Here is a 13,617-nt window from a genome sequence, read left to right on the forward strand (position 1 = left end):
TCTGCACGCAAAACCGCACCATGAAAACGGGAGTGTCGTGTACTCTTGTCAGACGCGCAACGGTCGCTGTAGCACTCTGAACGGCTGAATACATTTGTCCTTAAATCGAGGACAGTAGCTTATTCCGCGGCCGCTCTTGCCGCCGTCGAAAGCTGCGTCAGCCACGCCCGCATCGCCGCCGGCCGCACCGGCTTGTTCTGGATCGAAACGCCGTCGCGCTCGGCTGCGGCGCGCACTTCCGGCGAACGGTCGGCCGTCACCAGCAAGGCCGGGATCGCTTCGCCGGCCGAAAGCCGGATCTTCGCGATCGCCTCGATGCCGGTGCCGTCGTCGAGATGATAGTCGGCGATGATCGCGTGCGGCTTTTCGGCCGGCTGTCCCGCCAGGTCGGCGCAGGCGGCAACCGATTCCGCCGTAGCGACGACACAGTCCCAGCCCGAAAGCAGCACTTTCATGCCCTCGAGGATGCGCGGTTCGTTGTCGATGCAGAGCACGCGCAGGCCGTTGAGCGCCTCGCTCGCCTTGTTGGCAACGGCCGGGCGGACCGGGACCTGTTCGCCGGCGCTTGCGTCCAGCGGCAAGGTCACCTTGAAACCCGTGCCCTTGCCGGGCGTCGATTGCAGGCTGACCGGATGATTGAGCACGCGCGAGATGCGGTCGACGATCGATAGGCCGAGGCCGAGACCGGAGGCGGTGCGCGCGCCTTCGTCGAGCCGGGCGAATTCCTTGAAGACGGTACGGAACTTGGAGGATGGGATGCCGATGCCGGAATCGTGCACCTCGATCGTCGCCATCGCGCCATGCCTGCGCACGCCGACCAGCACCTTGCCGGTGAGCGTATACTTGATTGCATTGGAAACCAGGTTCTGCACCACGCGGCGAAGCAGGTTCGGATCGCTGCGCACGGTAAGCGAGGTCGGCATGACCACCAGTTCGAGATCCTTGGCGCGCGCGATCGGGGCGAAGTCGGTTTCGATGCGTCGGAGCAGGTCGCTGAGCGGTACGGATTGCAGCCGCGGCTTCATCGCGCCGGTGTCGAGACGCGAAATGTCGAGCACGGCGCCGAGAATGGCCTCGACCGATTCCAGCGAGGAATCGATGTTTTCGACGAGCGTGCTGTCGTCGGAATCGCCAAGTCGCTCGACCAGCGAGGACGAGTAGAGGCGGGCGGCGTTGAGCGGCTGGAGGATATCGTGGCCGGCGGCCGCGAAGAACCGCGTCTTGCCGATATTGGCCTCTTCCGCCGCTGCGCGGGCTTCGGCGAGTTCCCGGTTCACGCGGGTGAGTTCGCCGGTGCGCTCGGCAACACGCAGTTCCAGCGTCTCGTTCGCCTGCTTCAGCGCCATATCGGCGGCAACGCGCTGGGTGATGTCGGTGTAGGTGGTGACGATGCCCTTGTCGGGCATGGCATTGGTGCGCACTTCGATGATGCGTTCGCCATTGCCAAGTTCGAGCAGGAAGGGCTTGTCGAGCGTCAGGAAGTTGGCGATCAGTCCTTTTTCCTGGTCCTTGCGGATATCGCCGCGTCTGGCGAGGATCGAAACGATGTCGGCAAGCGGAAAGCCCACCTGGCCGGCGGCTTCCGGCAGGTCGAGCAACTGGCGAAAACGCCGGTTCCAGATGATCAGGTTGTTGGCATTGTCGAAGACGGCAATGCCCTGGTCCATCTGCGAGAGCGCGGTCTGCAGCATGTCCTGATTGTATTGCAGTGCCTCGCTTGCCTGGTCGAGCAGCCAGGCTGTGTCCGATGACGTATCGTCGCCGCGCTGCAGGACGAGCGAGAGCACGAGGCGTGCCGAGGACGAGCCGATGGCGCTGCCGAGCAATTGCTCGGAAAAATGCACGACCGCCATGTCTGCCGGCGCGTTGTCGTCCAGCCAGCGGCCGGATTGACGTTCGTAGGTGTGGAAGGAGCGCTGCATGCGTTCCGTGCCCATGTAGCGGCCGATCGTCGCCTTGAGGTCGCGCACCGTGACCTTGGTCTTGCGGCCGCGGAAGGTGCCCTCGGTGCGCGACCGTCGGGTGATGAAGATGCCGGCCTGAAAACGCTCGATCGGCTTCGGCGTCCGGGTCAGCGAGGCCAGCACATAGGCGCTGCAGTTGACGAGGAAGCTCAGCGTCGTGGCATTCACCAGCGGATCGGCGCCGGGGCCCGAGAACAGGTCGGTAAATGGCAGCAGGAAGCTCAGCACCGTTGCCGCGACTTGGGAGTTGTCCGGTCCGCCGAGGCTCGGCAGGAACAAGAGATAGGCCCAGACGAAGAAGCCGGAAACCATGCCGGTGATCGCGCCGCGCGCATTCGCCTGGCGCCAGACGAGGCCGCCGAGCATCGCCGGCGCCATCTGCGAGATGGCGACGAAGGAGAGCAGCCCGAGCGACGCAAGCCCGGCGCTGATGTCGGCGGAGCGATAGTAGCCATAGCCAAGCAGCAGCACGACGAAGATCGCCGAACGGCGGATGTTGAGCAGCGTCCCGGCGAGATCTTCCTGCAGGCCGCCACGCTGGCCGAGGTTGCGGCGCAGGAACACCGGCATGACGATATCGTTGGAGATCATGATCGACAGCGCCACGGAGGCGACGATGACCATGGCCGTTGCTGCCGAGAAGCCGCCGATGAAGGTGATGAGCGTCAGAAGCGGCAGGCCGTTGGCGAGCGGCAGGGTGAGCAGGTAAAGATCCGCGTCGCCGGAGCCCGAAAAAGTGAGGATGCCGGCAATCGCGATCGGCAGCACGAAGAGATTGATGCCGAGCAGATAGAGCGGAAAGAGGATGCCGGCGGTACGCAGTTCCCCGTCGGTCCGGTTTTCGACGACCGTCACATGGAATTGCCGCGGCAGCATGATGATCGCAAAGGCGGAGGTAACGATCAAAAGGATCCACCGGGCGGTCGGGGTCTCATAGGAAAGCGCCGACTGCACCGCCGGGCTCTCGGTGGCCAATGACCAGAGATGCGCCGGCCCGTTGAAGATCACAAAAACGATGTAGAAGCCGGCGGTGACGAGCGCGACGAGTTTGACCACCGATTCCATCGCGATCGCCAGGATCAGCCCGTCCTGATGTTCGGTAGCGTCCGTATGGCGCGTGCCGAAGACGATGGCGAAGCAGGCGAGGAACAAGGTCACGAGCAGGGGCAGGTCGATGAAACTCTGCCCCGCGCCAATGCCATAGTCGCTGGTGTTGATCATCGCTGCGACGGAGCTCGAAATCGCCTTGAGCTGCAACGCGATATAGGGGATGGCGCCGACCAGCGAGATCAGCGCGACGATCGCCGCCACCGCCGGGTTCTTGCCGTAGCGCGCGGCGATGAAGTCGGCGACGGAGGTCAGCTTCTCGGTCTTGGCAAGGCGAATGATCTTGCGAATCAGCGGCATGCCCAGCGTGAACATCAGGATCGGCCCGATGTAGATGCCGGTGAATTCAAGCCCGCGCTCGGCCGCAAGCCCGATGCCGCCGAAATAGGTCCAGGACGTGCAATAGATCGCAAGGCTGAGCGCATAGACGAGCGGCCTGCCTTTCAGCGCAGCGCTCTTCCTCCTGGCCCGCCGGTCGCCATAGCTCGCGACTGCAAACAGCAGCAGCAGATAGGCGAAGGCCGAGGCAAAGATGACCGAACCCGAAAGCATGCCTCACTCCTCCGACTGGAAGCATAGGACAAGTCCGTGAGGTTGAGAATTGCCCGGCGCATGAGTCTTAAGTCCAAGACGCTGCAAGAGAAAATGATCTGCCGGATGCGGAAGGGAGTTTGATCCTTCTTTTCGCAGGCGCGACCTGACCAAAGGCAAAGAAAGGTTTTCTCGCTTCTCGCTTTGGTTTAGTTTCCGTAAACGGTTGCAGCGCGGGACAGCGCCGGCGGTCGCTTTCAACGGGGATATACGGAGAGACGTATGCTGAATGAGTTCAAGGAGTTTATTGCCCGCGGCAACGTGATGGATCTCGCGGTCGGTGTCATCATCGGCGCTGCGTTCAACAAGATCGTGACGTCGGTCGTCGAAGACCTCGTCATGCCCATTGTCGGTGCACTCACCGGCGGGGGGTTCGATTTCTCCAATTACTTCCTGCCGCTCTCGGCCAACGTGACGGCGACCTCTCTCGCTGCTGCCCGTCAGCAGGGCGCGGTCTTTGCCTATGGCAACTTCATCACCGTCCTCATCAATTTCCTGATCCTCGCATGGATCATCTTCCTGATGATCAAGGCCGTGAACCGCATGCGCTCCTCGCTTGAAAAGCAGAAGGAAGCAGCACCGGCTGCTCCTCCGCCGGAAGACATACTGCTCCTCTCGGAGATCCGCGACCTGTTGAAACAGCGCGCCTGAGTCATTTCTCGCGGCCTCGGTTTGCCGGGGCCGCGAAACATCACAGAAATCGATAAACCGGTCAGATAAAGTCGCGTGATCGCTGAAGCGAAAGCGGCTAGAAGCGATGGACAGCCTGGAGCGGTCAGTTTCCGCTCTAATCCATTGGAATCTTTCACGATGATCTCGGGCGATCCGGCGCGGGACCGTCGTTTGTCCGGAGCTCGCCGATGACCATCCTCAGCACCATCAGCCCCCGCGCACTTGCGGCGCCCGAAAGCGGCATCGTCGAGGTGGTGAACTACGCTCGTGGGCGCGAAGGGCTGATCCCGCTCTGGGTCGGCGAAGGCGATCTGCCGACGCCTGCCTTCATCAGTGATGCGGCCCGCGAGGCGCTTTCCGCCGGCGAAACCTTCTACACCTGGCAGCGGGGCATCCCGCCGCTGCGCGAAGCGCTCTCGCGCTACTATCAGCGGCGCTTCCACAAAGCGCTGTCGCCGGAGCATTTCTACGTTGTCGGCTCCGGCATGCAGGCGATCAAACTCTCGATCGAGGCGATCGCTTCGCCGGGAGACGAGATGGTGCTCTTGACGCCCGCCTGGCCGAACTTTGCCGCGGCCGCCGACCTCTCGGGCGTCCGTCCGGTCTCCGTCGAACTGCGTTTTGAACACGGAAAGTGGCAGCTCGATCTCGAACGCTTGCAAGCGGCGATCGGGCCGAAGACCAGGGCGCTGTTCATCAACACGCCCTCGAACCCGACGGGCTGGACCGCGAACAAGGAAGAGCTGGCGGCGATCCTGGCATTGGCGCGCAAGCACGGCCTCTGGATCATCGCCGACGAGATCTACGCGCTCTATTACTATGCCGGCGCCCGCGCGCCGTCCTTCCTCGACGTCATGGAGGAAGGCGACCGTATCCTCTTCGTCAACTCCTTCTCGAAGAACTGGTCGATGACCGGCTGGCGGGTGGGCTGGATCGTCGCCCCGCCGGAGATGGGACAGGTGCTTGAGAACCTGGTGCAGTATTCGACGTCAGGCGTCGCCCAGTTCATGCAGCGCGGCGCCGTCATGGCGCTCGACGAGGGCGATGCCTTCCTGGACGCGAACGTGGCCAAGGCGACGAAAAATCGGGACGTCTTCTGCGATGCGTTGATTGCCACCAACCGGGTGGAAACGCTGAAGCCGGATGGGGCGCTTTATGCGTTCCTGAAGATCGACGGCGTCACGGATTCACGCGCGGCCGCGATCGATATTGTCGACAAGACCGGCGTCGGTCTCGCGCCTGGCACCGCTTTCGGCGATGGCGGCTCGCTTTTCATGCGCGCCTGTTTCCTGCGCGATCCGGCCCAGGTGAAGGAAGCGGCGGACCGCCTGCAGCGTTATATTCTTGGCGGCTGACGCCGGGATGCATGGCCGAAGAGGCGAGGCGATTATTCGTCGTCCGTCTCGCCTAGCAGCTTCTGCTCGTGGGCAATCGCGTGGCCGATCAGCCGCGCCCAGACATCCTCGTAGAAGTCAGGGTCGAGATTGAAGCGCGCGGCGTTCTTGCGTGCGTTCTCGCGCACTTCCATCACCCGCGCCGGAATGTCGGCCTTCAGCTTCAGCGGCCGTTTGATCTCGGCCGCCCGGTCGATATAGCCCCAGCGCTCGGCAAACAGCGTCATCAGTGCCTGGTCGAGCCGGTCGATCTCGGCACGCACATCGGCCATGGTGGTGCATTGCGCGGGGGTCTTTTGCATCTGTCTCGTCCGATTGCCTGGTGCACGGCCGTCGCGGCCAGGCGCAGATCCAGGGTGTTCGAGCGTCCCTCGGCTCTCAGCAAGCGGGGCGCTCTTGCGGCGCACTGCTAACAAACGGCGAGCTTTCTGAGAAGGGGTAACAGGGTCGCAGCGGGCGACTGTCCTGTGGTCACCTCAGCAGGCGATCGCTGGGCAGAGGAGGAGGGTGCGGTCCTGTCTCCGTCTGCGGCGATCGCCTGCTGACGTGTTCAGAGAAAGTAGCCGGCCAAGCTTGAGCGAGGCTTTTTAGAGCGGGATGAGTAAGATGCTGCTTTCCGCCAGCATCCGTTTTCACCGCCGCTCACGTTCCGATCATCAGCTTGATCGCGAGACCGACCACGGCGACCGCCGCCACCCCCGCGCACCAGAGGGCGACGAACCAGAGAAGCTTGCGGCCGGTTCCGGTTTCATCAGTCAATGGTAACCCTCCTCCGGATCGACCTTGCCGCGGAACACCCAATAGGAATAGCCGGTATAGGCGAGGATGACGGGCACCAGGATGAGCGCGCCGGCGAGCAGGAAGGAGAGGCTTTCCTCCGGTGCGGCTGCATCCCAGATCGTCAGCGATGGCGGCACCATATAGGGATAGAAGCTAATGCCGATGCCGGTATAGCCGAGCACGAAGAGGCCGAGTGCGGCGATGAAGGGCCGGCCATCGTGGCGGTTGCGAATGCCCGTGATCAGCGCATAGAGGCAGCCGAGAACGAGTGCCGGCACGATGACGCTGAAGATTGCCGTCGGGAAGCCGAACCAGCGCTCCAGGTATTGCGGTACTAGGAATGGTGTCCACAGGCTGACGATGCCCATGGCGGCGACGGTGCCGACCGAGCATTTGAGCGCGAGATCGCGGGCGCGATCGGCAAGCTCACCATGGGTCTTCAGGACCAGCCAGGTGGCGCCGAGCAAGGCATAGCCGACGACGACGGCGACGCCGGTCATGATCGAGAACGGCGTCAGCCAGTCCCACCAGCCGCCGACATAGGCGCGGTTCTCGACGGGGATGCCCTGGACGAGCGCGCCGAGCGTGATGCCCTGCGCGAAGGCGGCAAGCATCGATCCGCCTGAGAAAGCCCAGTTCCAGAGATATTCGGCGCGCCTGGTGCGCCAGCGATATTCGAAGGCGACGCCGCGGAAGATGAGGCCGATGACCATGGCTATGATCGGGGCGTAAAGAGCCGGCAGGATTGTCGCATAGGCCAGCGGGAACACCGCCATCAGGCCGCCGCCACCGAGCACCAGCCAAGTTTCGTTACCGTCCCACACCGGGGCGACGGAATTCATCATCACGTCGCGGTCGTGCTTCTCCGGGAAGAACGGGAAGAGGATGCCGACGCCGAGGTCGAAGCCGTCGAGAATGACATAGGCGAGGACCGCAAAGGCGATGATGGCGGCCCAGATGAACGGCAAATCAAACGCCATGACGACCTCCCTGAATGTTGGTGTGCGTGGTGCCGTGGGCGGCGAGGCCGGGCATGATGCCGGAACTGCGCAACGGCCCTTCATCGAGATCCGGCATCGGATCACGCGGCAGGCGCGCCATCAGTCTCAGGATGTAGAAGGTGCCGGCGCCGAAGACGAAGAAATAAACGGCGATGAAGGCGATCAGCGAGGCGGCGACGGCGGGTGCCGCGATCGGCGCCACCGATTTCGCCGTCAGCAGGTGACCGTAGACCGTATAGGGTTGCCGCCCGACCTCGGTGGTGACCCAGCCGGCAAGCACGGCGACGAAACCGGCCGGCCCCATGACGATCGCAGCACGATGCAGCCAGACATTGCTGTCCAGCGTACCGCGGTAGCGACACCAGAGCGACCAGAGACCGATGCCGAGCATGGCGAAGCCAAGGCCGACCATCACCCGGAAGGACCAGAACACGACGCTGACCGGCGGGTGAAGCTCTTCCGGGATCGTATCGAGGCCGGCGAGCGGCGCGTTGAGATCGTGCTTCAGGATCAGGCTCGAGAGCTTTGGAACCTCGATCGCATAGTCGACGCGTTTCTCCGCCGAATTCGGAATGCCGAGGAGGATCAGCGGCGCGCCATCCGGATGGCTCTGATAGTGACCTTCCATCGCCATCACCTTGGCGGGCTGGTGCTCCAGCGTGTTGAGGCCATGCATGTCGCCGGCGAAGATCTGAACGGGCGCGACGATCGCCGCCATCCACATCGCCATCGAGAACATTTTTCGTGCGCGGCGCGGCGCCGTCTTGCGGATGAGGTGCCAGGCGCCACAGGCGCCGACGACGAAGGCGGTCGTGAGATAGGCCGCAAGCACCATGTGCACGAGGCGATAGGGGAAGGAGGGGTTGAACACGATCTTCCACCAGTCGACCGGGATGAACTGGCCCGCATCGTTCATGGCGAAGCCGGCCGGGGTCTGCATCCAGGAATTCGCCGAAAGGATCCAGGTGGCCGAGATCAGCGTGCCAGTGGCGACCATGAGGGTCGCGAAGAAATGCAGCTTCGGTCCGACGCGGTTGAGCCCGAAGAGCATGACACCGAGGAAGCCGGCCTCGAGGAAGAAGGCCGTCAGCACCTCATAGCCCATCAGCGGCCCTATGATCGGCCCGGCCTTGTCGGAAAAGACGCTCCAATTGGTGCCGAACTGATAGGACATGACGATGCCGGAAACGACACCCATGCCGAAGGCGACTGCAAAGATCGTCTTCCAGAAATGGAAGAGCTCGAGATAGACCTCGTCCTTCTTCAGCAGCCATAACCCCTCCAGTACCGCGAGGTAGCTCGCAAGCCCGATGGAAAAAGCGGGGAAGATGATGTGGAAGGAAACGGTGAAGGCGAACTGAAAACGAGCGAGCAAGGTCGCATCGAAACTTTCAAACACGGGCGCAATCCTTTCAGACATACGGCACCGCGCGTCACTCGTAACGCGAGGCCGTAGCGCTCTGGCTGCTGCATGATCGTCCTCGATCGGGCTCCGATCAGAGGGCTTTTCCTGGCCTATGGCCGAGGCAAATCCTTGGGTTGCACCGGCTATTCAGCATCGGATTGAATCTGAGCCAAATTTGCCAAACGTCAATGACAGCGCGCTCGCCACGTTGTCACACTGCGGCAATGTTGCCCTGCGGCATATTGGCGGAGAACGGGTGCGTCTCAGCGGATCGGGAGATAGGCTTCCGCGAGTTCGGTCCAGAAGGCGGCGCCGATCGGCAGCAGGTCGTCGTTGAAGTTGTAGCCCGGGTGATGCAGCGGCTTGTCGTCGTCGCTGACCTTCGAGCCAAGGAAGAAATAACTCCCCGGCCGCTCCTGCAGCATATAGGCGAAATCCTCGCTGCCCATGAAGGGACGGGCGAGGTCGATCACCTTGTCGGCACCGGCAAAACGGACCGCCAGATCGCGCACGAAATCGGTCTCGGCCTTGTGGTTGATCGTCGCGTCGTAGCTGCGCTGGTAGTCGACCGTCGCGCGCATGCCGAAGCTGGTGGCCTGCGCTTCGGCGATCATGCGGATGCGCCGTTCGAGTTCGTCGCGTACGGCGGGATCAAAGGAGCGGATGCCGACGACGATCTCGGCGCGTTCCGGAATGATGTTGCTGGCCGAGCCCGCATGGAAGGCGCCAACGGTGACGACGGAGGGATCCATCGGATGGATGTTGCGCGAGACGATCGACTGCAGCGCCATGACGATCGAGGCGCCGCAGACGATCGGATCGGCCGTTTCCTGGGGTTCCGCGCCATGGCCGCCGCGGCCATGCACGGTGATACGGGCCTCGTCGACGGCCGCCATGATCGGGCCTTCCCGGAGGGCAAACTGGCCGAAGGGCAGACCCGGTTCGTTGTGAAGCGCGAACACGGCGTCGCAGGGGAATTTCTCAAACAGGCCCTCGTCCATCATGATCTTGGCGCCGCCGAAATTCTCCTCGGCCGGCTGGAAGATCAGATGGATCGTGCCGTCGAAATTGCGCCGTTCCGCAAGCGCTCGCGCCGCGCCGAGCAGCATCGTCGTGTGGCCGTCGTGGCCGCAGGCATGCATCAGGCCTGAGGTGCTGCTGGCATAGTCGAGGCCGGTTTCCTCCAGGATCGGCAGCGCGTCGATATCGGCGCGGATGCCGATCGAGCGGGTGCCGGTGCCGTTGCGGAGCGTGCCGACGACGCCGGTTTGCGCGAGACCCGTCTTCACCTCGTAACCGAGGTTTTCCAGATGTCTGGCAATGAAGGCCGAGGTGCGTTTCTCCTCCAGTCCAAGCTCCGGATGGGCATGCAGGTCGTGGCGGATGGCGATCAGTTCCGGCATGGCATTGGTGATCGAGGAAGAGAGCTTCATGTCAGGCACCGCGGGTTGGGATGCGATTTTCAAACGTGCGGAAGGCCACCACCAGAATGCCGGTGAGGCACATGTAGATGAGCGCGAGAAGAAGCAGCGGCTCGTAGGTGAGGAAGGTTTCCTGCCTGACCTTGGAGATCACCGCATAGACGTCGACGACGGTTACGGTGGCGACGAGCGGCGTCGACTTGAGCTGCAGCACGGTCTCGCCATTCAGCGTCGGCAGCGCCCGATGGATGGCGCGCGGCAGCCAGATGCGGCGGAACATCGTCCAGCGGCCCATGCCATAGGCCTTGGCCGCCTCCAGCTCGCCATGCGGTACGCCGGCAAAGGCGCCGCGCATGACCTCGCCTTCATAGGCCGCAAACGAGATCGTCAGCGCCGCCACGCCATAGGGCCAGGCCTCGCGCAGATAGGGCCAGAGGAAGGAGTGCCGGATCGCCGGAAACTGCGGGAACAGCGAGCCGAGGCCATAGTAGAGCAGCCAGAGTTGCAGCAGCAGCGGCGTGCCGCGGATCACCGTACAAAACACCTTGGCCGGCAGCTTCAGGAACCAGGGACCAGTCACCTGGACGAGGCCGATCGGCACCGCCAGCAGGAAGCCGAGGATGGCGGTGCTGAACAGCATCACCAGGCTGACGAGAATGCCCCAGCCGAGCCGCGGCAGGTAACGCGGCAGCCAATCCCAGCGCATGAAGACGGCAACGGCGACGACAAAGGCGGCGAAGACCAGCATCATGACGATGCGATGCGGCAGGAGGAAGCTCTTGGCCGTCGGCAGGTCTTCGGGCGTGAAGGCAACGGCGTGGGTGGTTTCGTCGGTCATCGGCTCCCCGCAAAACCGCGTCGGGCATGGCGTTCGATCATGCCGATAAAGACATTGGAAATGAGCGTCAGCGCCAGATAGAGCGCGCCGGCGGCAAGGAAGAACAGGAGATAGGCCTTCGTCGTGCCGGCCGCCTGGCGTGTGACCAGCGTCAGTTCGCTGAATCCGACGACGGCGAGGAGGGCCGTGTCCTTGGTGGCGATAAGCCAGAGATTGGAAAGCCCGGGAATGGCATAGGGCAACATCGCGGGCAGCGTGATGCGGCGCAGGACCTTGGTCGGTGACATGCCATAGGCACGCGCCGCCTCGATCTGCCCGGCGGGCACCGCCTTGATCGCGCCGCGCAGTACCTCGGTCGAATAGGCGCCTTGCACGACGCCGATCACGAAGATGCCGGCCATAAGGCCGCTGATGTCGACCGGGCCGATCGCAAAGAGCGCAAGCACCTGATTGAGAAGGTCGGTGCCGGCGTAATAAAGCAACAGGATCAGCACCAGTTCCGGCACCGCGCGCACCACCGTCGTGTAGCATTCGAGCAGGTCGCGTAGCACCGGGCCGCCGTAGAGCTTGCCGAAGGCGCCGCCGACGCCGAGCGCCAGGCCGAGGGTGAAACCGCCGACAGCGATCTGGATGGAATTGAAGAAGCCCTGCAGCAACACGCCGCCCCAGCCGGGTGCTGAAAGCGAGAGCAGGCCCCAATTAACGAGGGAATCCGCAGCCATACGTCGAGCTCCGATGGCGCCGGCCGGCGGTCGCTACAGCGCTGTGTGCCGTTCAGACATGCAACGATGCAGCGGATCGATCGCCGGCCGATCGCGCCTTACTTGCCGTAGATGTCGAAGTCGAAATACTTCTTCGAGAACGTGTCGTAGGTGCCGTTGTCGCGGATCGCCTTGATCGCGGCATTGACCTTGTCCTTGAGCTCGGTTTCGCCCTTGCGCAGGCCGACGCCGACACCCGGGCCGATTACGGCAACGTCTTCGGCGACGTCGCCCTTGTAGTCGCAGCATTCCTTGCCCTGGTCGGTCGCGAGGAAAGTCTTGAGCGCGATGGCGTCCGCCTGGACGGCGTCGAGACGGCCAGCGGCGAGGTCGTTGTTGGCCTCATCCTGCGTCTGGTATTCCTTAACCTCGACGCCTGCCGGCGCGAAGTGCTTGGCGGCATAGGCCTGGTGGACCGTCGAGACCTGGACGCCGAGCGTCTTGCCGTTCAGGCCCTCCGGTGTCGGCTTGATGTCTTCGCCCTTGGTGCCGATGATGCCGGTCGGCGTGTTGTAGTATTTGTCGGAGAAATCGATCGTTTTCAGGCGCTCGTCGGTGATCGACATCGAGCTGATGATCATGTCGATCTTCTTCGAGGTCAGCGCCGGGATGATGCCGTCCCAGGCGACCGGCGTCAGCACGCATTCGAGCTTCGCCTCGGCACACATCGCATTCATGAACTCGACTTCCCAGCCTTCCCACTTGCCGCTGGCATCGGGCGCCGTGAACGGCGGGTAGGGCTCGGCGGCGACGCCGACCTTAAGCGCTTCGGCGGAAGCGGCGACGCCGCCGCTGACGGCGATTGCCGCCGCCACGGCCAGGACTTTCAATGCCTTCTTCATGCTGTTCCCCTTTTTGGTTGTTTAGCATTCCGGAATTCAGTGAATGGAACTGATGAACTTCTTGAGCTTTTCCGATCTCGGCGAACCGAAGATGGCCTCCGGCGGGCCCTGTTCCTCGATCACGCCGTTGTGGAGGAAGACGATGTGGTTGGCGACGTCGCGCGCGAATTTCATCTCGTGGGTCACCAGGATCATCGTGCGCTTCTCGCGCGCGAGGTCGCCGATGACCGAAAGCACTTCGCCGACCAGTTCGGGATCGAGCGCCGAGGTGGGTTCGTCGAAGAGCATGACGAGCGGTTGGATCGCGAGCGCCCGGGCGATCGCCGCGCGCTGCTGCTGGCCGCCGGAGAGAAAGGCGGGGTAAGCGTCGCGCTTCTCGTAGAGGCCGACGCGCTTGAGCAGCGTTTCGGCGGTGGCGACCGCTTCGGCCTTCGGTTTGCCGAGCACATGGATCGGCGCCTCGATGACGTTTTCGAGGATGGTCATGTGCTGCCAGAGATTGAAGCTCTGGAAGACCATACCGAGCTGGCTGCGGATGCGCTGGACCTGCTTGCGGTCCTCCGGCATCAGGCCGCCGCGCCCGTCGGACTTCATCCGGATCTTTTCGCCATGCACGCTGACGCTGCCGGCGGACGGGAGTTCCAGAAGGTTGATACAGCGCAGGAAGGTGGATTTGCCGGAGCCGCTGCCGCCGATGATGGCGATCACGTCGCCCTGCTTCGCCGTCAGCGAAACACCCTTCAGCACTTCCAATGGCCCGAAACGCTTGTGCAGGTCAGTGACCGCGATTGCCTGGGCCGCATCCGTCATCGGCACGCCGCTCCAACGGCTCTGCGAGCTT

General features: G+C 63.2%; 11 protein-coding genes. 2 read left to right on the forward strand and 9 right to left on the reverse strand.

Annotation, left to right across the window (positions count from 1 at the left end; genetic code table 11):
• Positions 1–119: 119 nt before the first annotated feature.
• The gene (locus tag AC1Z3V_RS19900) at positions 120–3,623 is read right to left on the reverse strand and encodes a PAS domain-containing hybrid sensor histidine kinase/response regulator (protein ID WP_483501273.1); all 3,504 of its coding nucleotides are present in this window, start codon (positions 3,621–3,623) and stop codon (positions 120–122) included.
• A 261-nt stretch (positions 3,624–3,884) separates the two neighbouring features.
• On the opposite strand from AC1Z3V_RS19900, the gene mscL reads away from it, so the two are divergent.
• Together mscL and AC1Z3V_RS19910 are read left to right on the forward strand one after the other, a co-directional pair.
• Positions 3,885–4,313, forward strand: a complete 429-nt coding sequence (gene mscL, locus AC1Z3V_RS19905) for a large conductance mechanosensitive channel protein MscL (protein WP_429812717.1) — start codon at positions 3,885–3,887, stop codon at positions 4,311–4,313.
• 209 nt (positions 4,314–4,522) lie between these two features.
• Entirely contained in the window at positions 4,523–5,689 is a 1,167-nt protein-coding gene (locus tag AC1Z3V_RS19910) for a pyridoxal phosphate-dependent aminotransferase (RefSeq protein ID WP_429812715.1), read from the forward strand.
• 32 nt (positions 5,690–5,721) lie between these two features.
• Here the strand turns inward: AC1Z3V_RS19910 and AC1Z3V_RS19915 are convergent, their stop codons facing one another.
• The 8 genes from AC1Z3V_RS19915 to AC1Z3V_RS19950 all read right to left on the reverse strand — a co-directional run bounded on the left by AC1Z3V_RS19915 (position 5,722) and on the right by AC1Z3V_RS19950 (position 13,586).
• Positions 5,722–6,030 (reverse strand): chorismate mutase family protein, encoded by a 309-nt coding sequence (locus tag AC1Z3V_RS19915; RefSeq protein ID WP_483501275.1) that lies wholly within the window; start codon positions 6,028–6,030, stop codon positions 5,722–5,724.
• A 453-nt stretch (positions 6,031–6,483) separates the two neighbouring features.
• Positions 6,484–7,488 carry a cytochrome d ubiquinol oxidase subunit II gene (gene cydB, locus AC1Z3V_RS19920; protein ID WP_483501276.1) on the reverse strand — a complete coding sequence of 335 codons (1,005 nt, stop codon included), beginning with the start codon at positions 7,486–7,488 and terminating at the stop codon, positions 6,484–6,486.
• On the reverse strand, positions 7,478–8,908 hold the full coding sequence (locus tag AC1Z3V_RS19925) for a cytochrome ubiquinol oxidase subunit I (protein ID WP_483501278.1): 1,431 nt from the start codon (positions 8,906–8,908) through the stop codon (positions 7,478–7,480). Before AC1Z3V_RS19925 ends, cydB begins: the two co-directional genes overlap by 11 nt.
• A 269-nt stretch (positions 8,909–9,177) precedes the next feature.
• Positions 9,178–10,347: a M20 aminoacylase family protein gene (locus AC1Z3V_RS19930; RefSeq protein ID WP_483501279.1), complete on the reverse strand. Its 1,170-nt coding sequence runs from the start codon at positions 10,345–10,347 to the stop codon at positions 9,178–9,180.
• Between the two features lies 1 nt (position 10,348).
• Positions 10,349–11,173 (reverse strand): ABC transporter permease, encoded by an 825-nt coding sequence (locus tag AC1Z3V_RS19935; RefSeq protein ID WP_429812702.1) that lies wholly within the window; start codon positions 11,171–11,173, stop codon positions 10,349–10,351.
• Positions 11,170–11,895: an ABC transporter permease gene (locus AC1Z3V_RS19940; protein WP_483501281.1), complete on the reverse strand. Its 726-nt coding sequence runs from the start codon at positions 11,893–11,895 to the stop codon at positions 11,170–11,172. The genes AC1Z3V_RS19935 and AC1Z3V_RS19940 overlap by 4 nt, the downstream gene beginning before the upstream one ends.
• A 98-nt stretch (positions 11,896–11,993) precedes the next feature.
• Positions 11,994–12,776 (reverse strand): transporter substrate-binding domain-containing protein, encoded by a 783-nt coding sequence (locus AC1Z3V_RS19945; protein ID WP_429812696.1) that lies wholly within the window; start codon positions 12,774–12,776, stop codon positions 11,994–11,996.
• A 36-nt stretch (positions 12,777–12,812) separates the two neighbouring features.
• Positions 12,813–13,586, reverse strand: a complete 774-nt coding sequence (locus AC1Z3V_RS19950) for an ABC transporter ATP-binding protein (RefSeq protein WP_483501283.1) — start codon at positions 13,584–13,586, stop codon at positions 12,813–12,815.
• Positions 13,587–13,617 lie beyond the last annotated feature (31 nt).

Source organism: Ensifer sp. 38_S197 (assembly GCF_056924495.1).

Excerpts from the sequence above, each read along its gene's own strand:
- AC1Z3V_RS19900 (WP_483501273.1), bottom strand. The coding sequence starts at position 3,623 with ATGCTTTCGGGTTCGGTCATCTTTGCCTCGGCCTTCGCCTATCTGCTG.
- mscL (WP_429812717.1), top strand. The coding sequence starts at position 3,885 with ATGCTGAATGAGTTCAAGGAGTTTATTGCCCGCGGCAACGTGATGGAT.
- AC1Z3V_RS19910 (WP_429812715.1), top strand. The coding sequence starts at position 4,523 with ATGACCATCCTCAGCACCATCAGCCCCCGCGCACTTGCGGCGCCCGAA.
- AC1Z3V_RS19915 (WP_483501275.1), bottom strand. The coding sequence starts at position 6,030 with ATGCAAAAGACCCCCGCGCAATGCACCACCATGGCCGATGTGCGTGCC.
- cydB (WP_483501276.1), bottom strand. The coding sequence starts at position 7,488 with ATGGCGTTTGATTTGCCGTTCATCTGGGCCGCCATCATCGCCTTTGCG.
- AC1Z3V_RS19930 (WP_483501279.1), bottom strand. The coding sequence starts at position 10,347 with ATGAAGCTCTCTTCCTCGATCACCAATGCCATGCCGGAACTGATCGCC.
- AC1Z3V_RS19935 (WP_429812702.1), bottom strand. The coding sequence starts at position 11,173 with ATGACCGACGAAACCACCCACGCCGTTGCCTTCACGCCCGAAGACCTG.
- AC1Z3V_RS19940 (WP_483501281.1), bottom strand. The coding sequence starts at position 11,895 with ATGGCTGCGGATTCCCTCGTTAATTGGGGCCTGCTCTCGCTTTCAGCA.
- AC1Z3V_RS19945 (WP_429812696.1), bottom strand. The coding sequence starts at position 12,776 with ATGAAGAAGGCATTGAAAGTCCTGGCCGTGGCGGCGGCAATCGCCGTC.
- AC1Z3V_RS19950 (WP_483501283.1), bottom strand. The coding sequence starts at position 13,586 with ATGACGGATGCGGCCCAGGCAATCGCGGTCACTGACCTGCACAAGCGT.